Raw genomic sequence first — 23,976 nt, 5'->3', positions numbered from 1 at the left:
CCTTCTCATGCCGCACCACCCCACTCCCCACCCCACTCCAGCTCCGTGAGGTGCCTCAGCATCCCGTGGACCCGGTCCCTGGCCTCGTCCGCCGCGTCGATCGCCTCCACGCACTGCCAGTACAGCGCCTCCTCCTCCGTGCTGGAGGCGACGCCCACCAGCGCGAATCCCGCCTCCGCGAGCAGATCCCCCAGCGCCAGCAGCACGCCTCTGGGATCCCGCACCTCCGACATCTGAGCCGCCCGTAACCCCGCGCCGCGCAGCGCGGGATGGTGCAGCGCCGGGTGGAACAGCGCCCCGCGCGCCCTGCCACCCGCCTCGCACAGGCCGCGCGCCTCCGCTCGCGCCGCCGCCGGGCCGCTCACCATGAAGTATCCGCCGACCGCTTCCGCCAGCGCCTGGACCTGCCAGGCCTCGGCCACGATGTCGTGCACGCCCCCGGCCTTCGCCAGGGCGTGCCGGGTGACACCGATCAGCCGCATCGCGTCCATGCCCCGAACCCCTCTCAACGGACTTTCCGCACCCGTCACTCCTCCACTACCCAGAGTGATGACTAACAGGCCGAAAAGCTAGGGGAATTCAGGAATCTGTTGACAACAGTTGCGTTATGGATAACTTCATCACTACTGAGAGTGACGAACGGGGCTTCCAGGTGCCGCGATCGGGAACCGGCCCTCGTTGCGGTCGATCTTCGCGGCCAGCGCGGCGAGCGCGTCGATCCCCAGCACTTCGCAGAACTGGAGCAGATACGCCAGCACGTCGGCGACCTCGTCCTCGACCCGGGCCGCCTTCCCCGGCTCCTCCATCACCCGCGCCGACTCCTCCGGCGTCAGCCACTGGAAGATCTCCACCAGCTCCGACGCCTCGACGCTCAGCGCCGCCGCCAGGTTCTTCGGGGTGTGGTATTGCTGCCAGTCGCGCACCGCCGCGAAGGCCGCCAGCCTGCGCTGCAGGCCCGCCACATCGAGGTCGTCGGACCGTCGCTCACCAGCGGCGGGACACGCGGCGGAAGGCGCACCGGACTCGGGTTCAAGAGACTCGCTCACGCTCCAGGTTTACCACCGTGACGGGGGCGTCCCCGACCGCCCCCGTCACGTCCCCCACCGTCCCCACCAGCCGGATGTGCCCCCGTGCGCACATCCGGACCGCCACCCCCAGCAGTTCCCGCGCCTGCCGCCGGTCCAGGCACCGGTCGAAACCGTCCGCCAGCACCGTCAGCACCTGCCGCGCGGGCAGGACGTCCGCGGCCGGGTCCATCGCCAGCACCCCCGGCCCGGTCAGCAGCACCAGCGCGAGCGCCAGATAGCGCAGCTCCCCGTCGCCCAGCCGCTCCACGGGCATCGCGCCCAGCTCCCCCTGCTCCACCAGGGCCCGCACCCCGCCGCCCCCGGCGCCCTCGGTCACCAGCCCCTCCACCGGCCCCGCGCACCCCGCCCGCACCGCCGCCACCAGCGCCGCGTGCCGGGAGCCGCATTCCCGGCTGGTGCGCCGCAGCACCGCCGCCAGGTTCTCGCAGCCCCCGCGCAGCCGCCCGTCGCGCGGCGCGGCCGGCGCCCGCATCCGATCCGGCCGCGGATCGCACGGGAACACCGAGCGCAGCGCGATCACCACCTGCTCGGCGGCGGCCAGCGCCAGCCGCTGCCCCTCGGTGATGCCCGCCACCCGCAGCGGCAGCACCGAGGTCGCCAGCCGGTCGTCGGGCAGCGGAGCCCGGGTGACCGCGACCGCCCCCGCCGTATGCCAGGCTGCCTGCACGCAGCGCCGCCCCGGGTCGCGCAGCGCGGTCTCCAGCAGCGTCTCCCCCGCCCCCGTCAACCGCTCCCCCACGATGCGCAGTTCGGGCTCGGCCTGTACGGCGACATCGAGCTTCACCGGCCCCACCGGGCCGTCCACGGTGCACCCGATCCGAAAGCCGCGCCGCCCCTGCCGGTCCGGCCGTGCCCGGCGCGGGATGTACGACGCCGGCTCGCGGAACACCTCCGCGAGCCGGGCGCCGCCCGCCAGGCGCGCGAGCGCCCCGTACGCCTCCAGCACGCCCGACTTACCGCTTCCGCTCGGCCCGGCGAAGAGAGTCAGCGGCCCCAGGGAAAAGACCGCACGTCGATGGGACTTGAAGGCGGACAGCCTCAACTCGGTCACGGCGGGCCGCAGCCCGGATGCGCTCATGCCCGGAACATATCTGTGGCGCATACCGCCGAACCGTTACTCCTTCCGTATCTTCCTACCATCGGGGGATGGTGACCGTGGCCGAAGATGACCGATGGGGAAGCGGGGGCGACATGAACGGGGCAGCGGTGGGGGGCGGCCGTGTTGGCTGACAGCACCTTCTGGATCGCGGCCCTCACCGGCGGCACCGCCGTCCTGGCCAGCTGGGTCACCAGCCGCGGCAACACCCGCGCCGCCCAGATCCAGGCCGACACCGCGGCCCGCGCCCAGCAGATGGAGCGGCTGCGCGACAGCAGGCGCACCGCGTACCTCGAACTGATCGAGCAGATTCACCGCATGGGCGACTTCTACTGGGAGATCTCCGCGGCCCAGCGGAGCGGCGAATTCCGGAACCGCCCCGCCCTGCTCGACGAAACGCTGGAGCGCGAGCGCGACCACTACGGGAAGCTGCGGCAGTGTGCGCGGGTGGTCGAACTGGAGGGCCCCGCCGCCGCGGGCGAGGCGGCCCACAAGCTCCAGAAGTCGACCGGCCGGTTCCACCGCTCACTGGAGGCCATGGCCGCGGACGACCCCGAGGCGATACGGCGCTTCAACGACGCCTACAGCCCGTTCTGGGCCGCCCTCGCGGACTTCGTCGACACCGCGAAGAAGTCCCTGCAGGAGCCGTAGACGAGGGCCGCCGGCCGTAGGCCCCAACAGCACAACCTTGTACTTGACTTGACCGTCTATTTACGGTGAGCTGCAGCGTCTGCTTTATGTGATCCGGGGGGATCCCGCATGAATCGCACCATACGTACCACTGCCCTGTCCGTGGCCCTCACCGGCCTCGTGCTCGGCCTCTCCGCCTGTACGGAGGAGAAGGCCGTCGACACCGTCGACAAGGTGGTGGACCAGACGTACGAGGTCACCTACGAGGTGACGGGGAAGGACGTGGACTCGATCGAGTTCAACGGGGGCGGCGGCAAGGCCATGAACCCCAAAACGGCGACGGTGAAGAAGCCCGCGCTGCCCTGGAAGAAGACGGTGACGCTGCGGGGCATCATGCCGTCGTCGGTGATGCCGGTCTCCACCGACTCCACGGTGAGCTGCAAGATCCTGCACAAGGGCAAGGTCATCGCCGAGGAGAAGGGCGAAAGCCTGATCAACGCCGGTGGCTGCGTCGCGGAGTCGCCGATCGGCGAGTGACGCCGGGTGGTTCACTCGCCGTGGCGGGGCGGCCGCGGCCGCGCTCCTGCCGGGCACGCCGCGTCCTCGACCTGCTCAGCGGGCCGATGCCCTGGAGCCCCGAGAGCAGATGCGCCGGCGCGCTGCTCGGCCGCCCCAGGGCTCCGGCGTTCTCCGACCGCCGATGCTACCTGCCCAGCCGCCGCCTGTACGCGCGCATCGACAGCGGGAAAAAGACGATCACGAAACCGGCCATCCAGGCCAGACCACCCAGCAGCGGACCCGTCACCTCGGTCTCGCCCAGCAGCAGCGCCCGGTTGACGTCCGTCATGAGGGTGACCGGGTTGATGTTCACCCAGGCCTGCACCCAGCCCGGCATGGACTCGGCGGAAGCGAAGACGTTGCTGCCGAAGCTCAGCGGCATGACCGCACCCATCAGTACACCGGGGACGGCAGCCGGGGTGCTGAGCATGATGCCCGCCAGGATCGCCATCCAGCAGACGCACAGCCCGAAGGCGACCATCAGGCCGACCGACACCAGCACGGCGAGCGGGTTGGTGTGCACCCGGAAGCCCATCAGCGTGCTGACGCCCAGCACCACGGACACCGACAGGAGGTAGCGGGCGATGTCGCCGATCACGATTCCCGCCAGCGGAGCGGACCGGGCGATGGGCAGGCTGCGCAGCCGGTCGAAGAAGCCCTTGGAGATGTCCGTGCACAGCGCCACACCGGTGCCGATGGTGACGTAGAGCGGGCTGAACACGAGGAGGCCGGGAACCAGTTGCTGGAGGTAGGCGCCCCGGTCACCGCCGCCGATGGCGCCGCTGAACAGGAGGGTGAACAGGAAGAGCATGAGCAGCGGCTGGAACGTCACATCGAGGATCGCTCCGGGGTTCTTCCTGAGCTTGGTGATGTTCCGGGAGGCGAGGGAGAGAGCACTCCCGACGGCGTCCAGCGGACCGATGCTCCGGGTCTCACGGGCGGGGGTCGTCATCGCAGTTTCTCTTCCGTGAGAGGGGCACGTACGCCACCCGGGCTGGTGATCGCGAGGAATGCCTCGTCCATGGTGGGGAGCCGCAGACCGAGCTCGTCGAAACCCACGTCGGCCGCGTCGAGCTTGTGGACCAGGGCGGACAGGACCATCGGGTCCTGGACGGGCACGGTGAGGCGGCCGGTGTCCTCGTCCCGGGCCGGCAGCTGGCCGGTGAGGCCGAACGTGATCTCGGCGACGGTGTCGACTTGGTCGCGGCGCGCGGCCCTGACCTCCAGGGTCTGTCCGCCTGCCAGTCGCTTGAGCTCGTCCGGCCGGCCCTCGGCGACGACGGTGCCGTGGTTGAACACGGTGATGCGGTCCGCGAGCTGGTCCGCCTCTTCCAGATACTGGGTGGTGAGCAGGACCGTGGCCCCATCGGCGACGAGCGTGCGCACGGTGTCCCACACCTCGTTGCGGCTGTGCGGGTCGAGGCCGGTGGTCGGCTCGTCCAGGTAGAGCACGGAGGGCCGGCCGACCAGGCTCGCCGCGAGATCGACGCGGCGCCGCATGCCGCCCGAATAGGTCTTCACGGAGCGGGACTGGGCGTCGGTGAGGCCGAAGGCGGCGAGCAGCTCACGTGCTCGGGCGCGGGCTTCGGAGGCCGGCAGACGCAGCAGCCGGCCGATCAGTATGAGGTTCTCCAGGGCGCTGAGTTCCTCGTCGAGTGCCGCGTACTGGCCGGTCAGGCCGATGATGCCACGCACCCCGACGGGATCGCGGACGACGTCGAGCCCGCCGACCGTGGCACGGCCGGCGTCAGGGGCCAGCAGGGTCGCCAGGATGCGTACCGCTGTCGTCTTCCCGGCTCCGTTGGGGCCGAGGACGCCGTGCACGGTGCCGGCCGGTACGGCGAGGTCGACGTCCCGCAGGGCCGTCGTCTCCCCGTACCGTTTGACCAGTCCCTCGGCCTCGATCGCGAGCGGCATGGAGGTTTCCCTTTCGGTAGTCCGGCGGGCTCGATGTTCCACCGGCCGATTCGGCACGACAAGGTCGTTAAGCCCAGACCTAATGAAGCGCTCAGCCGGAGTGCTGGATCCGAAGGAACTCGGCCGTCCGGAAGGCGAGTTCGATGGACTGGACGGCGTTGAGCCGCGGGTCGCAGGCGGTTTCGTAGCGGGTTTCGAGCTGCCCCTCGACGATCTCGTCGAGGTCTCCGCCGAGGCACTCCGTGACGTCATCCCCCGTGAGTTCGAGGTGGATACCCCCGGGGTGGGTCCCCACTTCCCTGTGCGCGCCGAAGAACTCGGCGACCTCGGCGGTGATGTCGGAGAGCCGGCGGGTCTTGTAGCCGCTGCCGGAGACGAAAGTGTTCCCGTGCATGGGGTCGCAGGCCCACACCGGCGTGTGGCCCGCGGAGCGCACCGCGCGCAGCAGAGGCGGCAGCAGTTCGCCGGCCTTCCCGGCGCCGAGCCGGGTGATGAGTACGAGCCGGCCCGGCTCGCGGGCGGGGTCCAGCCGTTCGCACAGTTCCCGCAGGTCGTCCGGGGTGGTGGTGGGGCCGACCTTGACACCGACCGGATTGCCGATGCCGGACAGCAGCTCGACGTGGGCACCGTCGGGGCGGCGGGTGCGGTCGCCGATCCAGAGCATATGGGCGCTGGTGTCGAAATAGGTACGGCGGCGCTCGTCGTAGCGGGTCAGCGCCTGCTCGTAGCGTGGCAGCAGCGCCTCGTGCGAGGTGTAGAGCTGGACCTGCTGGAGCGCGGCCTGAGCAGGGATGTCCAGGCCGCATGCGGACATGAAGCGCAGCGCCCAGCCGACGTCGTCCGCGGCCTTCTCGTAGCGGCGGCCGGCGGTGCTGCGCCGGACGAACTCCTGGTTCCAGTCATGCGCCTGACCGAGGTCGGCATAACCCCCGAGAGTGAGGGCGCGCAGGACGTTGAGGGCCGCCGAGGAGTGGTGGTAGGCGCGAAGCATCCGGTCCGCGTCGGGGCGGCGGGCCTCGGCGGTGAACTCCGGGGCGTTGACGATGTCACCCCGGAACACCGGGAGTTCAACCCCGTCGGTCACTTCGGTCGGGCTGCTGCGCGGTTTGCCGAACTGGCCGGCGATGCGGCCGACCTTCACCACAGGCAGCCCTGATCCGTAGGTGAGCAGAATGGCCACCTGGAGGATGACGCGGAGCTTGCTCCGGATGCCGTCCTCGGTGCAGGAGGTGAACCGTTCGGCGCAGTCGCCGGCCTGGAGCAGGAATCCCCGCCCGGCCGCGACCCCCGCGAGTGCGTCACGCAGTCCCACGATCTCGTCGGGCAGGACCAGCGGAGGCTGGAGGGCGAGGGTGTCCTCGACCCGCTGGAGAGCCTCGGCGTCGGGATAGTCGGGCTGCTGGGCGGCCGGCCGGGTGCGCCAGGAGCCTGGACTCCAGGCGGGGGGAGCCGGAACCAGGGGCTCGGCGCGCGGGGTCAGACTGCTGAGAGTCATCCGATCAGCTCCTTGATCACGGCATCGGGGCGCTCGGCTCGCATGAGGAGCTCGCCGACGAGGACGGCGTCCACCCCGGCCCTTTCGAGTTCGCGGGCGTCCTCGGCGCCGCGTATACCGCTCTCGCCGACCATCACGGCACCGGAACCGGTGCGGTCGGTGCCGACGCGGTTGCGCAGCCGGGCCGAGAGTGTCCGGTCGATCCGGAAATCCCGCAGATCACGGTGGTTGACCCCGATGACGGTCGCCCCGGCGGCGAGCGCGGTGTCGACCTCGGCCTCGTCGTGCACCTCGACGAGCGGTTCCATGCCCAGCTCCCGGGTGGCGGCGACGAGGCCGGCGAGCCGCGCGGGATCGAGGGCGGCCACGATGAGCAGCAGGGCGTCGGCGCCGAAGGCGCGGGCCTCCGTGATCTGGTACTCGTCGACGATGAAGTCCTTGCGCAGGACGGGGATGTCCACCTCGGCGCGGACGGTGGCCAGGTGCCCGGGGGTGCCGCCGAAGCCGACCTCGTGGGTGAGTACGGAGACGGCCGCGGCGCCACCGGCGGCGTACGCGCGGGCCCGTTCGGCCGGCTGGTAGTCCTGGGTGAGTGCGCCCTTGGACGGGCTGCGGGGCTTCAGCTCGGCGATGACGCCGAGGCCCGGGGCGCGCAGGGCCGCGACGAAGTCCCGTGGTGCGGGTGCGGCAGCCGCCCGTGCGGCGATTTCAGCGGCCGGGCGGGCGGCCCGGCTGCGTTCGGTCTGCATCCTGGCCTGGTCCGTCAGAGCGGCCAGCACTCCACCGGGTCGTGGGGCGGTCATGCGGACACCTCCAGCCCGGCGCCGGCGAGCTCCCGCGACACCGTTGCCCAACGGGCCAGCACGGCGGCGGCGTCGCCGCGGTCGACGGCGCGCGCGACGGCGCGCAGGGCGGTGGACCAGCTGTCCGCCACACCGGCGACGCGCAGCGCGGCGGCGGCGTTGAGCAGCACGACATCGCGGGCCGGGCCCGGCTCACCTGCCAGCACCCGGCGGATGATGGCCGCGTTGACGGCGCGGTCGCCGCCCGCCAGGTCCGCAGGGGTGCAGGGGCGCAGACCCAGCCGGGAGGGGTCGAAGCGGTACGCCCGGCGGCTGCCGTCGGGGAGCAGTTCGACCACCCTCGCCGGAGCGCCGGTGCTCAGCTCGTCCATGCCGTCCTCGCTGCGGAACACCATGGCGCGCCGGGTGCCGAGCCGGGCCAGCACCTCGGCCATCGGCTCGACCATGTCGGGGTCCGGCACACCGAGGGTCCGCAGCCGGGCTCCGGAGGGGTGGCAGAGCGGGCCCAGCAGGTTGAAGACGGTCCGGGTGCCCAGTTCGCGCCGTGCGCCCGCGGCGTACCGGAAAGCGGGGTGGTAGGCGGGCGCGAACAGGAACGTGATGCCCGTGGCGGTCAGGCAGGCAGCCGCCTCTCGGGGGGCGAGGTCGATCGCGACCCCGAGTTCCTCCAGTACATCGGCGCTGCCGCACGCCGAGGAGGCGCTGCGGTTGCCGTGCTTGGCGACCGGGACACCGCAGGCGGCGGCGACGATCGCAGACGCGGTGGAGATGTTGAAGGTGCCCAGGCCGTCCCCGCCGGTGCCGCAGGTGTCGAGCACATCGCCGTCGAACGGCACGGGGACCGCGAACTCCTGGGCGGCTCCCGCCATTCCGGCCAGGTCGTCCGCCGACGCCCCTCGCACGGTGACGGCGAGGGCGAAGCCCGCGATCTGGGCGTCGGTGGCCTCGCCGCGCATGATCGTACGCATGACGCCGGCGGCCTCCGGCTCGGTGAGTGGGCGTCCGGCGATGGTTCTCAAGAATTCAATCAACGCTGCACTCCAGGAAGTTGGCAATCAGTCGCTTGCCTTCGGAGGTGAGCACCGACTCGGGGTGGAACTGCACGCCGAAGGTGGGATGGTCGCGGTGGCGCAGGCCCATGAGGGTTCCGTCGGCGGTGCGGGCGGTGGCGGTGAGCTCGGCCGGGAGGCTGCCCGGGTCGACCACCAGCGAGTGGTAGCGGGTGGCGGTGAAGAGGTCGGGCAGGCCGGCGAGGACGCCGCTGCCGTCGTGGTGGACCGGTGAGGTCTTGCCGTGCACCGGGGTGCCGCGCACCACGGCCGCGCCGAACGCCTCGGCGACGGCCTGGTGGCCCAGGCACACGCCGAGGATCGGCAGTACGCCGCTGAGTGCTCGGACCGCCTCCACGGAGAGTCCGGCATCGGCCGGGGTCCCGGGACCCGGCGATATGAGCAGCAGGTCGTAGGTGGCCAGTTCGTCGAGCGTGGTGGCGTCGTTGCGGAAGACCTGCGGGTCGCCGCCCGTCTCGGCGAGGTAGTGCACCAGGTTGTAGGTGAACGAGTCGTAGTTGTCGACGACCGCGACGCGGGGCGCGGCGGGCGGGTTGATCACGCGTGGGCCTCCGCCCGTCGGACGGCGCTGATCATGGCGCCCGCCTTGTGGAGGGTCTCCCGGTACTCGGCAGCGGGATCGGAGTCGGCGACGATGCCGGCGCCGGCCTGGACGTGGACGTATCCGTCGGCGACGACCATGGTGCGCAGCGCGATGGCGAAGTCGGCCAGGCCGTCGTGGCCGGCGAAGCCGAGCGCTCCGCCGTAGACACCGCGCTGCTCGGGCTCCAGCTCGGCGATGATCTCCATCGCCCGGATCTTGGGCGCGCCGGAGAGAGTGCCGGCGGGAAACGTGGAGCGCAGTGCGTCGAATGCGGTCCGGTCCTCGGCAAGGCGGCCGGAGACGCTGGAGGACAGGTGCATCACGTGGGAGAAGCGCTCGACGCGCATGAATTCGTCCACGGTGACGCTGCCGGCCTCGGTGACCCGGCCGAGGTCGTTGCGGCCGAGGTCGACGAGCATGACGTGTTCGGCGCGCTCCTTCTCGTCGGCGAGGAGCTCTCGCTCCAGTGCGAGGTCGGCCTCCGGGTCCGGGTGCCGAGGGCGGGTGCCGGCCAGCGGCCGTGTCTGTACCCGGCGGCCCTCGGTCTTGACGAGCAGCTCGGGCGAGGTCCCGATCACGTGCCGGCCGGCGCCCAGGCTCAGGTGGTACATGTACGGCGACGGGTTCGTGGCCCGCAGGTGCCGGTAGAGGTCGAGTGGTTCGGCACGCAGCGGTTTGCTCAGCCGCCGTGAGAGCACGATCTGAAAGGCGTCGCCCGACGCGATGTGCGCCTTGGCCCGCTCGACGCGGGCTCGGAACGCTTCCTCGGTGAGGTTCGAGGTCCAGCCGGCCGTGGGATCGGGAACCGGGGTGGTGGGCAGGAGCGGGCGGCCGGTGAAGCGGGCGCCGGGAAGCGGCTCGCGGAGCCGCCGCCCCATGCACTCGATTCGCTCCACGGCCTCCTGGTAGTCCTCGGAGGCAGGCCGGTGCAGGGTCACCAGGAGCACGCGCTGGGTGGCGTGGTCGAAGACGACCAGGTCGTCGGCGGCCAGGAAGGCGGACTCCGGGAGCCCGGGCGGCGGGCCCGCGGAGACGGGCAGCTGCTCGAAGTGGCGTACGGATTCGTATCCGAGATATCCCACGACACCGCCGTGGAACGGCGGCAGGCCGGGCACGGGCGCCTCCGGCGCAGCGAGCCGGGCTTCGAGTACGGCCAGTGAGTCACCCTCGGGCAGGTCCAGCGGTACGGGGCGGTGACCGACGTACGAGTAGCGGGCGACGCCGCCGGAGACGGGCACGCTCTCCAGCAGGAAGCCGGGCTCGTCCGTGCCGCACAGCAGGGCGAACGCGGCGACCGGGGTGAGGGTGTCGACCAGGAACTCCTGGCGGAGCGGGACGACTTCATGGGTCCGGCCCAGTACGGCGGCGGTGCCCCGGTCGGGCACGGTCGCGGGCTGGGCCGCAACTGTCGCCTCGGCGACAGCTTCGGTGAGGGCCGGCACAGGTGTCCTCCAGGTGAATTCGGCCAGCTTCGGCGTTGCTTCGGGGGGATGTGACTGCGCCGGACCGTATCCAGCGCGTCTGGCCAGCACCATGTCTTTCAATTACCGCCGAAGTACCCGGAGCCAGGCCTGCGCCGACCTCCTTGATGCTCCTCACCTGGGCTGATGCCGTCCCGGAGCACCAAGCCACCGGCCGGCGACAGTGAAGAATTCACATTCCAGTAGGAGAATTACTCACACCGGGCATGCGAGTTATTCACGTTGCAAATAAACAAGCCGATGCCTAAAGTAGGCGAGGCCGCTCAAGGGGGGGAGGTGCATGGCATTTTTACACGATGCACATTCGGCAAGGGGGAAAAGTGGAAGATTCGGCTCGCCTTATGACTGACTGGATCATGAGCGAAGACTTCTCGTGCCTGGCGGCCAAAGCCGCCGTCCGCCGAGGAACTCTGACGCCGGTCCATGTCGGCAAGATGGGAAGCGCGGACACCACGTCCGATCTGCACGAGGCGCTGCGCGCCTTCGTCTCCGGGCAATTATCGCCGAACGAAAATTTCGCGACACTGATCGCCGTATTCGAGGAACCGGTCGGACTCTCCGAGTCCGAATTCGACGAACTGATGTGGCAGCAGCTCACCGAGCTGCACCGTCTCGACGTCGAACGGGGCTTCTCCTGGGCTTCGGACACCGCCCAGGACCCCGCTTCGCCCGACTTCGCGTACAGCGTGGCCGGGCACCCCTTCTTCGTGGTCGGCATGCACGAGAACGCCTCCCGGATCTCCCGGCGCTTCGCCTGCCCCGCACTCGCCTTCAACTCCAACCACCAGTTCAGGCGGTTGAAGCAGTCAGGCGTCTACAAGGGCCTGCAGAGGCGCATCCGGCAGCGCGAGGAACGCCTACAGCACTCCATCAACCCCAACCTCGCCGAGTTCGGCGAGGCATCGGACGCCCGCCAGTACTCCGGCTCGGCGACCGACGAGCACTGGTGCTGCCCCTTTCATCCGCAGGACGGCGCACCCTCCGGTTCCTGAGCCCGTCCGGCATCCGGTTTCCCTTCTTCCATCATGGAGTGCATCCCGCCATGCAACGCGTGCATTTTTCCGCCCAGGACTTGGCGCGCACCGTCGTCAAGGTCACGGAAAGACCCGTCGTCGAGACACTGTTCGCTCTTGATCTGCTGGCCCACCAAGGCGGCGGTGACGCCTACGCGTCCTGGCGCCGGAGGACCACCAGCCGGCTGAGCCGGCGCTCGTGGTCCCTGCTGACGCTGGCCCGTACCCTGCGCCCCGTGCCCGACCTGCTGCACATGGCCGAGGACGCTGCGAACCGGGACACCGGAGCCGCACGGCAGAACCTGACCGCGACGCTCGAGAACTTCCACCAGGTCGCGCTCGCGCCCTACTGGGACCGCGTATCGGTGACTCTGGAGGCCGATTGCGCCGCCCGCGGCCGCACCGTGCTGGCCGGCGGCATCGAGCGACTGCTGTCCACCGTGCACCCCATGGTGCGGTGGAGCGGCGGTGTCCTGGAGATACCCAGCCACCGCAGGCAGGACGTGCACCTGGGCGGCGCCGGCCTGCTGCTGGTCCCGTCACTCTTCCTGTACGACCGGCCGGTGCTGATCCCTGCGGCCTCCCACGGCCAGCCGCCCCTGTTGGCGTACCCGATCGCCCCCGGATCGGCCAAAGACGTGCTGAGCGCACCCGTGTCGGAACAGGACTCCGTCGACGCTCTCGGCCCGCTGGTCGGGCGGACGCGGGCTGCCATCATGAAGAGCCTCACCGAGAGCTGCACCACCACCGAACTGGGCCGCCGAATAGGCATATCGGCCGCCTCCGCCAGCCAGCACACCTCCGTGCTGCGCAGCGCCGGGCTCATCACCACGCACCGGCGGCTCAACACCGCCCTGCATTCGCTGACGCCGCTCGGGGCCGCCCTGCTGGACGGCTTGCACCACCGCGACCTCGCGGACGCGCGAACGTAGTCAGCACCGGCCGGCGAGCTGCTCCAGACGGGCGGCGATCCCCTCGGCGGGGACGTCGCACATGGCGTCGGCGAGCCGTCCTTCCACCAGGAACAGCACCACGTCCGCGGCGGCCGCAACGGCCGCCGCCGATGTCGTCACGAGCACGGTACGGGCCTCGTTCTCCGGGCTCATGGCCGCGTTGAGGTACTGCGCGTCCTCCATGTCGTCGGCGATGAGCAGTTCGGGGCGGTCCACGTCAGCCGCCGGCAGCCCCTCCCACTCCACCGGGTCGGACGCGACGAGTTGGTCGTGCAGGCCCACCCACCCGGACGTCGGCGTCTGCCGGCCGGTGACACAGGCCACCAGGGAGCTCTTCCCCGAACCGGGCAGCCCGATCACGGCGGTCACCGCACCGCGCACGAGCCCGATCGTCACCCCGCTCAGCGCGGGGACCGATCCGTACGACACGGAGACGGCGTCCATTTCCAGGGCGTAGGGGGGGATGTCCCGGGTGTGCCAGCCCTCCGGGGCTTCCGTGGTGTTCATTTCGGGGGACCTCCAGTGCATTGAGCGATATAGAAAAACTACCGATCGGAGACGGTCCGGGTAAGCACGCGAGATACCCTTTCGACAGTGGAGCTGGCTCCACCAAAGAATGGGGAGCCAGCAGTAATGCCCCGTCAATTCCCCGCACACTATTCTCTTCACAAGTCAAGGGCTCCCCGGCCCGCGGACCGCTCGATCCCCCGCGAGCGCACCGCGGGCCGGGGTTTTTCATCCCTGCGAGGTGGTACTGCTGCCGGCGAGGTCACGGAGCAGATCGCCCAGCCGGACCGTGAGCCGTTCGATGTCCGCGCGGTCGTGCACCGCCGTCGAATACGAGATGCTGATCGTCAGCCGCTCTTCCTGGACCCCGCACACGACGTCCAGCAGATGCGCGCGTACCCCTGATCCGCCCTGGGTAACGGACGGATCGTCCAGGAGCCTGCCGTAGAAGCCGCGGTCGAACCCGTCCGACCGGCCCACGTAGTTGAAGCTGACGTCGGGCAGCGGCCGGCTCAGCGGGGAGTCCTCCCGCAGATGGCGCAGCACGCCGTAGCCCAGCCCCTTGTGCGGGACCGCCCGCAGGCGGCGCTTGACCTCCGCCACCGCGGGCCGCCAGCCGTCGCCCTCCGGCACGTCCCAGGCGAACGGGAAGACGGTGGTGAACCATCCGACCGTGCGCGACAGGTCGGCGCCCTCGATCAGCTCCTCCTCGCGGCCGTGGCCCTCCAGGGCCACGGCCACCCGGTGGTGGCCGGTCCACCCGGCCAGGGCCCGGCCGAGGGCGGCGATCAGCACCTCGTTGACGCGGGCCCGGTAGGCGCCCGGGACCGACTGGAGCACCGCCCGGGTGGTCTGCGCGTCCAGCCGTACGGAGACGGTGTCCTCGGAGCCCGCGACGTTGGCCGCGGAGCCGGAGCCGGGGAGCGTCGGGACCCGCTCGGCCTCCTGCCAGTATGGGATTTCCTCGTCGAGGCGGCCGCTCCGGCCCAGTTCGGTGAGCTTGCCGGACCACTCCTGGAAAGAGGTGGTCCGGGCTCCGAGGCCGGGCTGCTCCCCCGACGCGATCCGCTCGTACGCCGTGGCCAGGTCGGTGAGCAGCACACCCCAGGAGACGACGTCGGTGACCAGGTGATGGGCGACCAGGGCGAGCCGGACCGGCAGGTCCGAGCCCTGATCGAAGACGAGCGCCTTGAACAGAGGGCCGCGGGCGATGTCCAGGCCGGCGTGCGCGGCGGCGAGATGCCGTTTCATGTCCTCCGCACGCGAGGCGGGGTCGTTCTGGAACAGGTCGTACCAGGTGAGCCAGGTGCCGTCCTCCCGCGCGACGACGCTCTGCTGCCAGCCGCCGTCGGTGCGGGTGAAGCGCGAACGCAGTCCGTCGTGGTGGTCGTACAGCGCGGCGACGGCCGCCGCCAGGGTGGCGCGGTCGGGGCGCTCGGACAGTTCGGCGTACGCGGACATGGTGAACCGGTCGTACGAGTCCCGTTCCCCGTCCAGGAACCAGCGCTGGACGGGAGTCAGGACCACCGCTCCCTCGACGGGCCCGGTGGTGCTTCCCGCACCGTCGGCCCGGTCGGCCAAGGCGGCCAGAGCGGCCACGGTGGGCGCGGTGAACAGGTGTCTGGTGGAGATCACGAGACCCAGGGCCCGGGCCCGGGCGACCACCTGGATGCTCAGGATGGAGTCACCGCCGAGCTCGAAGAAGTTGTCGTGCACACCGATCTCCTCGACGCCGAGGACCTCCTGCCATACCTCGGCGAGGGCCCGCTCCGCGTCGGTGCGAGGAGCGGTGTACACCCCCTCGCGAACCGACGGGCCGGGGGCGGGCAGGGCCCGCCGGTCCAGCTTTCCGTTGGCGGTGAGCGGTATCGCGTCGAGGACCACCCAGGCCGACGGAACCATGTAGTCGGGGAGCGACCGGGCGGTGTGTTCCCGCAGTTCCTCGGCGTCGGGGGCGGAGCCGGATCTCTCGCCGACGACATAGGCCACGAGCCGTTTCACCCCGGGCTGGTCCTCACGGACCTGGACCACGGCCTGGCACACCCCAGGGTGTGCGGCCAGTACGCTCTCGATCTCACCGGGCTCGATGCGGAAGCCCCGGATCTTGACCTGGTCGTCGGCACGGCCGAGATAGTCCAGCTGCCCGTCGGGCAGCCGGCGCACCACGTCCCCGGTGCGGTACATCCGCTTCCCCGAGAAGGGCGAGGCCACGAAGCGGCCGGCGGTCAGGCCGGGCCGGCCCAGATAGCCGCGGGCCACGCCCGCGCCGGTGACGTACAGCTCGCCCGGGACACCGGCAGGTACGGGGCGCAGCCGGTCGTCGAGGACGTACACCTGCGTGTCCAGGTTCGGCCGGCCGATGGGCGGGACGGTGCCCGCGACAAGACGCTCGCTGATGGTGGCGGAGATGGTGATCTCCGTGGGCCCGTACGCGTTGTACATGGCACGGCCGGGCGCCCAGCGGTTCACCAGCTCCGGTGGGCACGCCTCGCCGCCCACCACGAGGGTGCGCAGTTCGGGCAGTTCACCGGCGTCCACGCCGGCCAGCGCCGCCGGCGGAATCATGGCGTGGGTGACCCGTCGGCGCGCGAGCACCTCGGCCAGTTCCTCCCCGAGGACCCGGCCCGGGGCGGGCAGCACCAGGGCGGCACCCGCGGACCAGGCCATCAGGATCTCCATCACGGAGGCGTCGAAGTTGGCCGAGGCCACCTGGAGCACCCGGGAATCCGGGGTGATCGAGAACCGGTCCGCCTGGGTCGCGGCGAAGGCGGCCACCCCGCGATGAGTGACCAGGACGCCCTTGGGGACGCCCGTCGATCCGGAGGTGTAGATCAGATACGCCGCCGAGTCCGGAGAGACCGGGCCGGAACCGTCCGCCGTCGCGTCACCGCCGTGCGGGACCGTGTCCGGTATGTCGCCGACCAGCAGCGTGCGCGCGGCGGTGGCCCGCAGCAGACCCGCGTGGTCCCCGTCCGTGAGCACCACCGGCGCGGCGGAGTCGGCGAGCATGAACGCCCGCCGGTCTGCCGGGTAGTCGGGGTCGAGCGGGAGGTAGACCCCACCGGCCTTCACCACGGCGAGCAGGGAGATGATCCAGTCCGCACCGCGCGGCAGGCACACTCCGATGACGGTCTCGGGTGTGACACCCTCGGCGCGCAGTCGCCGGGCCAGGGCCGTGGCGCGGTCGTCGATCTGCGCGTAGGTCCAGGTCCCGGTGTCGGTGACGACCGCCGGGGCGTCGGGCCGCAGCTCCCGCTGCCGCTCGAACAGGGCGGACAGTGGCAGCGGTTCGACGTCCGCGGCGGTGGCGCTCCGCTCCTCCAGCAGGGCGAGGCGTTCGTCCTCGGAGAGCAGTTCCAGTTGGAAGAGGGCGCGTCCGGGGTCGTCGGCGAGCGCGGTCAGGACGGTGACCAGGTGGTGCGCCATACGGCGGACGGTGCTCTCGTCGAACAGGTCGGTGTTGTGGACGAGGTCCAGCTGGAATTCCCCGTCGGCCTCACCGAAGTCGAACGTGAGGTCGAACTGGGCGGTCCGGCTCTCCAGCGGGTGGTCCGACCATCTCAGCGCCCCCGGCGCGGCGGCTGTCCGGTCATGACCCTCGGCCGGGCTCTCGTAGCTGATGACCGCTTGGACGAGGGGGGTACGGCTCGGGTCGCGCGGGGTGCCGACGGCGCTGACGACGCGGTCGAAGGGCACCTCGGCGTGAGCGAAGGCGTCGAGGACGGTACGGCGTACCGAGGCCAGCAGCGCGTCTCCGGTGGCGCTCTCGTCGATGACCGTACGCAGGGCCAGTGTGTTGACGAAGAACCCGACCACATCCTCCAGTTCGGCCCGGTCTCGGCCGGAGGTGACGGTGCCGAGCACCACGTCCCGCTGGCCGCTGTAGCGGGACAGCAGCAGCTGCACCGCCGCAGTCAGGCCCATGAACAGGGTGGCGCCATGGGACTGGCAGACCTCGTTGAGGCGGGCGAGCAGTCCGGCCGGGAGGACCGTCCGATGGCTCGCGCCGCGGGTGCCGCGCTCGGCCGGGCGCGGCCGGTCGGTGGGCAGGTCCAGGACGGGCGCGCCGAGCAGCTGTCCCCGCCAGTAGTCGAGCCCGTGCTCCAGTGCCTGCGGGGTCAGCCGGTCGCGCTGCCAGACGGCGAAGTCGGCGTACTGGATGGCAGGTTCGGCCGCGTCCCGGCCCTCGTACAGCTCGGTCAGCTCCCGGGTGATCACGTTCATCGACCATCCGTCGGTGACGATGTGGTGCATCGAGAGGACCAGGATGTGATCCTGGTCGCCCGTCCGGACGAGCGTGGGGCGCAGCAGTGGGCCGGTGCGCAGGTCGAAGACCTCGGCGAACAGGGACCGGATGACGGCGTCCGCGCTCCCGGCCGCAGGGGTGAGTACGGGCAGAGGCACGGGGGCGGCGCGGTGGATCACCTGGACGCCCTGGCCGTCGACGGTGCCGAAGGTGGTGCGCAGCGACTCGTGGCGGGCCACCAGGGCGTCCAGCGCCCCGCGCAGCGCGCGGAGGTCGAGGGGCCCCGTCAGCCGCAGCGCGATGCCTGAGTTGTACTCGATGCTCCCGGGGTCGTTCTCGGCCGCGAAACGCAGCCGTGCCTGGGCGTACGACAGCGGCAGCACCCCGTCGCGGTCGACCGGTCGGACCGGCTCGGCGGCTTCGCCGGCGGCGGACGCCAGGGCGGCGAGGCCGGCGACGGTGGGCGCGTTGAACAAGTCGCGCACGGTGGCGTCGTACCCGGCCACGCGCAGCCGGGAGATGGCGCGGGTGGTGAGGATCGAGTCGCCGCCGAGGTCGAAGAAGTTGTCGTGCGCGCCGACGCGGTCGAGTCCGAGCACATCGGCCCAGACCGCGGCGACGGCCTTCTCGGCCGCCGTGCCGGGCGGCGTGTACGCGGTCGCCAGGGCGGCCGGGTCGGGGGCGGGGAGGGCACGCCGGTCCACCTTGCCGCTCTGGTTGAGCGGCAGTGCGTCCAGCCGCATCCAGGCCGCCGGCACCATGTAGTCGGGCAGGGCCCCGGCCGCGTAGGCGCGCAGCTCCGCCGCGTCGGCATCCGCGCCCACGACGTAGGCCACCAGTCGCTTGATGCCCGGCCGGTCCTCGCGGGCCACCACCACGGCCTGGGTGACGTGAGGGTGGCGGGCCAGCACGGTCTCGATCTCGCCGAGCTCGATGCGGAATCCGCGCACCTTTACCTGGTCGTCGCGTCGGCCGAGGAACTCGACGGTGCCCTCGCGGGTCCAGCGCACCAGGTCACCGCTGCGGTACATGCGTCCCCCGGTGAACGGGCAGGCCACGAATCGGCCTGCGGTCAGGCCGGGCTTGCCGACATAGCCGCGGGCCAGCCCCGCGCCCTCGATGTAGAGCTCGCCGACCACCCCGGCCGGGACCGGGCGGAGCCGGGCGTCGAGCACGAAGGCGCGGGCGTTGCCGACCGGGCGGCCGATCAGGGGGCGTGCGCTGCCCTGGGCGGTCCACGTCAGTGAGTCACAGGTGCACTCGGTGGGCCCGTAGAAGTTGTACGCGGTGACCTCGGGGTGGGCGCGCAGCGTGTCCCAGATCTGGCCGTCGACGGCCTCCCCGCCGAACACGACGACACTCGGCACATGGGTCTCGTCGGTGAGCAGTCCGTCGGCGATCAGCTCGCGCAGATAGGTGGGTGCCTCGTCGATGACGTCGATCCGGGCGTCCCGCAGGTAGGCGCGGAAGGCCCTCGGGTCGATGTGGGTCTCGTGGTCCACGGCGTGCAGCTGGTGCCCGCCGACCAGCCACAGCAGAGCGACGCAGGACGCGTCGAAGGAGATCGACGCGGTCTGGGCCATGCGCATCCGGCGGCCCTGCGAGGTGGGCTCGAACATGCGCCGGCGGTGGTGGGCGAAGAGGTTGCGGAGGGCACCGTGCCGGATGAGGGTGCCCTTGGGCAGACCGGTGGAGCCGGAGGTGTAGATGACGTACGCGAGGTGGTCCGCGGTGAGCGCGGGTACGGCAGGGGCCTCCGGGGCGCCGTCCGCGCCGCGGTCCAGAGTGAGCAGGGTCCCGGCGTGGTCGGCGAAGCGGCCGGCCAGGTGCTCCTGTACGAGGACGGTCGCGGCACCCGAGTCGGACAGCATGTGCCGGACTCTGTCCGCCGGATAGGCGGGGTCGATGGGCAGGCAGGCGGCGCCGGCCCGGAGGATGCCGAGCAGGGCGACGATCACGTCCGTACCGCGTTCGGCGCAGACACCGACGATGGTGTCGGGCCCGGCGCCCCGCTCGCGCAGGCGGTGGGCCAGTCTGCCGGCGGCCCGGTCGAGTTCGGCAAAGGTCAGCCGCTCATCACCGTGGACCAGTGCGACGGCGTCGGGAGTGCGGGCGGCCTGGGCCGCGAACAGCTCGGGAAGCAACGGCGCCGGGACCTCCGCGGCGGTGTCGTTCCAGCCGCGGGTGAGGGTGTGCTCCTCCTCGGAGGTGAGCATGCGGACCGCCGAGAGCGGCTTGTCCGGGTCGGCCATCTCGGTGAGGACCGCCGCCAGGTGCGCGCCGAGCTGCCGGATGGTGGCCTCGTCGAACAGACCGGTGTTGTAGTTGATCATCCCGGTCAGCGCGCCGTCGTGGACGGCGAAGTCCACGGCCAGCTCGAACTGCGCGGTGTCCACGTCGAAGGGCTGGTCCCGCCACGTCAGTCCGGCACCGGTGGTGGGGGCGGGGGGCGTCTCCATGCTGACCAGTGCCTGCACCAGGGGGCTGCGGCTGGGGTCGCGTTCGCTGACTACGGCGTCCACGACCCGGTCGAAGGGGATCTCGTCGTGGGCGAAGGCGTCCAGGACGGTCTCGCGTACGTCGGCCAGCAGACCCGCGACGCTGCCCCGCTCGTCGATCCGCGTCCGCAGGGCGACGGTGTTGACGAAGAAGCCGATGAGACTCTCCAGCTCGGCCCGGTCGCGGCCGGAGGTGACCGTGCCGACGACCACGTCCTGCTGGCCGCTGTAGCGGGAGAGGACCAGCTGCACCGCGGCGACCAGCCCCATGAACAGGGTCACTCCACGCTCCCTGCACACCTCGGTGAAGCGGGCGGCGACCTCGGCCGGGACCTCGAACTGCGCCAGTGCGCCGGCCCAGGTGCGCTCAGCCGGGCGGGGCCGGTCGGTGGGCAGTTCCAGGACGGGTGCGCCGGCCAGCCGCGTACGCCAGTGTTCCAGGCCCGCGGCGAGTGCGTCCGGGGTCAGCCGCTCCCGCTGCCAGGCGGCGAAGTCGGCGTATTGGAGGGCGAGCGGGGGGAGTTCGGCGCCTCGGTACAGCTGGTCGAGCTCGCGGAGCGCGACGCCCATGGACCATCCGTCGGTGATCATGTGGTGCATCGCGAGCACCAGGATGTGCTCCTCCTCCGCGACACGGAGCAGCGTGGGGCGCAGCAGCGGACCGGTGAGCAGGTCGAAGACACCGCCGAGCGCCGCACGGATCCGCCCGGGTACGTCGGCGGGCGCGCACTCGACGACCGGCAGGTCGACGGGAGCCGCCGGCCGGACGAGCTGCACGGCCTCGCCATCGGCCTCCGCGAACGTGGTTCGGAGGGACTCGTGCCGGGCGACGAGGGCGTCCAGCGCCCGGCGGAGCGAGGCCACGTCCAGCGGGCCGGTGAGCCGCACCGCGCCGCCGGAGTTGTATTCGGTGCTCTCCGGGTCGAGTTCGGCCGCGAACCACAGCCTGCGCTGGGCGTACGAAAGGGGCAGCGGGCCACCGTCCCTGGCGACCGGAACCGGCGGGGCGTCGGTGTCCGTGAGAGCGGACCGGTCGGCGGACGTGCCGATCAGGGCGGCCAGGGCGGCGACGGTGGGGTGGTCGAAGAGGGTGCGTACGGTCGCCGGGTAGCCGGCCCGGCGCAGCCGGGACACGGCCTGGATGCTGAGCAGCGAGTCACCACCGAGGTCGAAGAAGTCGTCGGCCACGCCCAGTCGTTCGGCGCCGAGGACCTCGGCGAAGACATCGGCCACGGCCCGTTCGGCGGCAGTCGCGGGAGCGATGTACTCCCGCACGAGGGTGGACAGGTCGGGGGTGGGCAGGGCCTCGCGGTCGACCTTGCCGTTCGCGTTGAGCGGGAACGCGTCGAGGACCATGCAGATGGCCGGGACCATGTAGTCGGGCAGTGAGCGGCCCACGAACTCGCGCAGTTCGGCGGGGAGGACGCCGTCGCCGACGACGTAGCCGACGAGTCTGCGGGTGCCGGGCCGGTCCTCGCGCACCACGGCGACCGCCTGGGACACGGCGGGGTGCCGGGTCAGCGCGGCCTCGACCTCGCCGGGTTCGATGCGGTGGCCGCGCACCTTGATCTGATGATCGGTACGGCCGAGGAACTCGAGCTGGCCGTCGGCGCGCCGCCGTACGAGGTCACCCGTGCGGTACATACGGCCGCCGGTGAACGGGGCGGCCACGAAGGCGCCCGAGGTGAGGCCGGGGCGGCCCACATAGCCGCGGGCGACCCCGGGGCCGGCGAGGTAGAGCTCGCCGGCGGTGCCGTCCGGCACCGGCCGCAGCCAGCCGTCCAGGACGAAGGTGCGGGTGCCGTCGATCGCACGGCCGATCGGGGGCGCGGCGACGGCCGGGGCCAGCCGGTCGCTGAGGGTGGCCGCGACCGTGGTCTCGGTCGGCCCGTACGCGTTGAGCAGGATCCGGCCGGGCCCCCAGCGGGCGGGGATCTCGGCGGGCATCGCCTCGCCGCCGGAGACCAGGGCCCGCAGGTGCGGCAGAGGCACGTCGGGCAGGGTGGAGATGGAGGCGAGCGGCAGCATCGCGTGGGTGATCCGCTGCTCGTCCAGAAGCCGGACGAGGGGCTCGCCGACGCTCTGGCCGGGCGCGGCGAGGACGAGGGCCGCGCCGGCCGTCCAGGCGTTGACGAGGTCCCCCATGGCGACGTCGAAGCCCAGGGAGACGCTCTGCAGGATGCGTGAGTGGCCGTCGAGCTCCAGGGCGCGGACGTGTGCGGCGCCCAGGTCGCGCAGACCTCGGTGGGACACCGCGACCCCCTTGGGGGTACCGGTGGAGCCGGAGGTGTAGATGACGTACGCCGCCGCGTCCGGGTGGTCGGGCCGCCGGGGGGGTACGGGGCTGATGTCCCTGCCGAGGGCGAGGAAGTCCCTCGCGTTCAGCTCCGGTGCGGTGTCGGCGTTGCCGAGGACCAGCCGGGCGCCCGCGTCGGCGGCCATGAAGGCGAGCCGGTCGGCGGGGTGGGCCGGGTCGAGCGGCAGGTAGACCGCGCCCGTCTTGACCACCGCGAGCAGGGAGACCAGCCAGTCCACGCTTCGCGGGAGGCTGACGCCGACCACGGTCTCGGGCCCGACGCCGATGTCGGCGAGCCGGTGGGCCAGGCCGTTGGCGCGGGCGTCGAGTTCGCCGTACGAGAGCGTGGTGTCCCCGCAGACGATGGCGGGCGCGTGAGGGCGGCGAGCGGCCTGGGTCTCGAAGAGACCGGGCAGGGTCGTGGTCGGGCGCGACCCCTCGGCGGGTCCGTTCTCTTCGGCGAACCGGTGCTGTTCGGCTGGGGTGAGCAGCGGGACGCGGGCCAGGAGCTCCTCGTCGACCAGGCCGCGGACCAGGGTGGCAAGCCGCTCCGCGAGGCGGGTCGCGGCCGTGTCCCCGAACACCTCGGGGTCGTAGGACATACGCAGGGAGACGCCCGGTTCGTGGCCGCCGACGAGCTGACGGCCGGTGAAGGCGGTCAGTGAGAGCGGGTAGTCGCCGCCCTGGACGGCGGCGTCCGCCTCGGTGACGGCGAGGCCGTGGCGGGCGGCGAGGTCGTCGGCCACCGGGTAGTTCTCGAAGACCAGGACGCTCTCGAAGAGGCGGGTGCCGGCCGGCAGGTCGGCGAGCGCGGTGAGCTCGGGCAGCGAGAGGTACTCGTGGGCGCGGGACTGCCACTGTTCGGCCTGGAGTTCCTGGAGCCACTGCACGACCGGCTTGGCCGGGTCGAGGACCGTGCGTACCGGAACCGTGTTGATGAACAGGCCGATGGCGGAGTCGGCACCGGCCAGGTCGGCCGGGCGTCCTGAGGTGGTGGCGCCGAATACGACGTCCCGCCGTCCCGAGCAGGCGGAGAGCAGCAGCGCCCAGGCCCCTTGGATCACCGCGTTGACCGTCAACCGGTGGCGACGCGCGAACTCCCCGATCTCGGCGGGCAGAGTCCCGGGGAGCACGACGTCGAGATGCCTGATGGCGGCGGGTCCGGTGTCCTGAAGGTCCTGGGGGTCAGGGGCGGCGGGAAGGGTGAGGGCGGTCTCGTAGCCCGCCAGTACGGAGCGCCAGTGCGCGCGGTCGGCCTCGGTGTCGCGGGCGTCGAGCCATTCCAGGTAGTCCCGGTAGGAGACGCGGACCTGGGGCACTCCGCCCGCGTACCGGGTGAAGACATCGTCCAGCAGCAGCGGAGTGCTCCAGCCGTCCAGCAGCAGATGGTGGAAAGTCCACACGAGCTGGACGCGGGCACCGCCGAGGTCGGCGAGGGACAACCTCATCAGCGGGGCCTGGTCGAGCCTGAGGTCGTGGAAGTCTGCGCTCTTGCGGGCCGCCAGGCGTTCGGCACGCGCGGTGGCGTCGAGTGCGGTCCAGTCCTCGGTGTGGACGGGTATCTCCACGCGCTCGTGAACCAGAAGGGCCGGTTGGTCCGCCTGTTCCCACACCACGGAGACGCGTAGTGCGTCGGAGGCGTTGACGGCCTCCTGCCATGCGGCCGCCAGCCGCTGGACATCATCCGCGCCCTCGAGCACGAAGGACATCTGCTCGACATACGCCGTCCCCGACGGATCCTC

Annotated in this window: 16 protein-coding genes; 4 read left to right on the top strand and 12 right to left on the bottom strand. The window is 71.7% G+C overall.

All coding sequences use genetic code 11. From position 1 onward, the window contains the following. Nucleotides 1–5 precede the first annotated feature (5 nt). The 3 genes from ACFZCY_RS22720 to ACFZCY_RS22710 form a co-directional block, all read right to left on the bottom strand. The gene (locus ACFZCY_RS22720; RefSeq protein WP_055549708.1) at nucleotides 6–491 is read right to left on the bottom strand and encodes a DUF6099 family protein; all 486 of its coding nucleotides are present in this window, start codon (nucleotides 489–491) and stop codon (nucleotides 6–8) included. Nucleotides 492–623: 132 nt separating this feature from the next. Then, entirely contained in the window at nucleotides 624–962 is a 339-nt protein-coding gene (locus ACFZCY_RS22715) for a MazG-like family protein (RefSeq protein ID WP_391177195.1), read from the bottom strand. 67 nt (nucleotides 963–1,029) lie between these two features. Beyond that, nucleotides 1,030–2,166 carry an AAA family ATPase gene (locus tag ACFZCY_RS22710; protein WP_391176058.1) on the bottom strand — a complete coding sequence of 379 codons (1,137 nt, stop codon included), beginning with the start codon at nucleotides 2,164–2,166 and terminating at the stop codon, nucleotides 1,030–1,032. 144 nt (nucleotides 2,167–2,310) lie between these two features. Between ACFZCY_RS22710 and ACFZCY_RS22705 the strand changes: the two genes are divergently transcribed. Together ACFZCY_RS22705 and ACFZCY_RS22700 are read left to right on the top strand one after the other, a co-directional pair. Next, nucleotides 2,311–2,835: a hypothetical protein gene (locus tag ACFZCY_RS22705; RefSeq protein WP_391176055.1), complete on the top strand. Its 525-nt coding sequence runs from the start codon at nucleotides 2,311–2,313 to the stop codon at nucleotides 2,833–2,835. 108 nt (nucleotides 2,836–2,943) lie between these two features. Next, nucleotides 2,944–3,351 (top strand): hypothetical protein, encoded by a 408-nt coding sequence (locus tag ACFZCY_RS22700; protein WP_391176053.1) that lies wholly within the window; start codon nucleotides 2,944–2,946, stop codon nucleotides 3,349–3,351. Nucleotides 3,352–3,517: 166 nt separating this feature from the next. On the opposite strand, the gene ACFZCY_RS22695 is transcribed toward ACFZCY_RS22700, so the two are convergent. From ACFZCY_RS22695 to ACFZCY_RS22665, 7 genes are all read right to left on the bottom strand, one after another. Then, the gene (locus tag ACFZCY_RS22695) at nucleotides 3,518–4,324 is read right to left on the bottom strand and encodes an ABC transporter permease (protein ID WP_391176050.1); all 807 of its coding nucleotides are present in this window, start codon (nucleotides 4,322–4,324) and stop codon (nucleotides 3,518–3,520) included. Then, nucleotides 4,321–5,289, bottom strand: a complete 969-nt coding sequence (locus ACFZCY_RS22690; RefSeq protein ID WP_391176047.1) for an ATP-binding cassette domain-containing protein — start codon at nucleotides 5,287–5,289, stop codon at nucleotides 4,321–4,323. Before ACFZCY_RS22690 ends, ACFZCY_RS22695 begins: the two co-directional genes overlap by 4 nt. 91 nt (nucleotides 5,290–5,380) lie before the next feature. Then, nucleotides 5,381–6,784 carry a class II 3-deoxy-7-phosphoheptulonate synthase gene (locus tag ACFZCY_RS22685; protein WP_391176043.1) on the bottom strand — a complete coding sequence of 468 codons (1,404 nt, stop codon included), beginning with the start codon at nucleotides 6,782–6,784 and terminating at the stop codon, nucleotides 5,381–5,383. Further along, nucleotides 6,781–7,587, bottom strand: coding sequence for an indole-3-glycerol phosphate synthase TrpC (gene trpC / locus ACFZCY_RS22680; RefSeq protein WP_391176039.1), 807 nt, complete (start codon nucleotides 7,585–7,587; stop codon nucleotides 6,781–6,783). Before trpC ends, ACFZCY_RS22685 begins: the two co-directional genes overlap by 4 nt. Continuing rightward, entirely contained in the window at nucleotides 7,584–8,597 is a 1,014-nt protein-coding gene (gene trpD / locus ACFZCY_RS22675) for an anthranilate phosphoribosyltransferase (protein ID WP_391177192.1), read from the bottom strand. Before trpD ends, trpC begins: the two co-directional genes overlap by 4 nt. A gap of 13 nt (nucleotides 8,598–8,610) precedes the next feature. Further along, complete coding sequence (locus ACFZCY_RS22670) at nucleotides 8,611–9,198, bottom strand: gamma-glutamyl-gamma-aminobutyrate hydrolase family protein (protein ID WP_391176037.1); 588 nt, start codon at nucleotides 9,196–9,198, stop codon at nucleotides 8,611–8,613. Continuing rightward, nucleotides 9,195–10,682 carry a chorismate-binding protein gene (locus ACFZCY_RS22665; protein ID WP_391176034.1) on the bottom strand — a complete coding sequence of 496 codons (1,488 nt, stop codon included), beginning with the start codon at nucleotides 10,680–10,682 and terminating at the stop codon, nucleotides 9,195–9,197. Before ACFZCY_RS22665 ends, ACFZCY_RS22670 begins: the two co-directional genes overlap by 4 nt. A gap of 335 nt (nucleotides 10,683–11,017) precedes the next feature. Between ACFZCY_RS22665 and gntA the strand changes: the two genes are divergently transcribed. Together gntA and ACFZCY_RS22655 are read left to right on the top strand one after the other, a co-directional pair. Further along, complete coding sequence (gene gntA, locus ACFZCY_RS22660) at nucleotides 11,018–11,713, top strand: guanitoxin biosynthesis heme-dependent pre-guanitoxin N-hydroxylase GntA (RefSeq protein ID WP_391176030.1); 696 nt, start codon at nucleotides 11,018–11,020, stop codon at nucleotides 11,711–11,713. A gap of 50 nt (nucleotides 11,714–11,763) precedes the next feature. After that, entirely contained in the window at nucleotides 11,764–12,666 is a 903-nt protein-coding gene (locus tag ACFZCY_RS22655; protein WP_391176026.1) for a DUF5937 family protein, read from the top strand. Here ACFZCY_RS22655 and ACFZCY_RS22650 read toward each other — a convergent pair whose 3' ends face one another. After that, nucleotides 12,667–13,194: an ATP-binding cassette domain-containing protein gene (locus tag ACFZCY_RS22650; protein WP_391176023.1), complete on the bottom strand. Its 528-nt coding sequence runs from the start codon at nucleotides 13,192–13,194 to the stop codon at nucleotides 12,667–12,669. A 228-nt stretch (nucleotides 13,195–13,422) separates the two neighbouring features. Then, nucleotides 13,423–23,976 (bottom strand): amino acid adenylation domain-containing protein (locus ACFZCY_RS22645; RefSeq protein WP_391176019.1); only part of this gene is annotated, 10,554 nt, incomplete at its 5' end.

Origin of the sequence: Streptomyces sp. NPDC007983, from assembly GCF_042958345.1 — a bacterium.
Classification (GTDB): Bacteria; Actinomycetota; Actinomycetes; order Streptomycetales; family Streptomycetaceae; genus Streptomyces.
The sequence above is the reverse complement of the archived record's forward strand: the minus strand, read 5'-3'. Positions and strand labels throughout refer to the sequence as shown.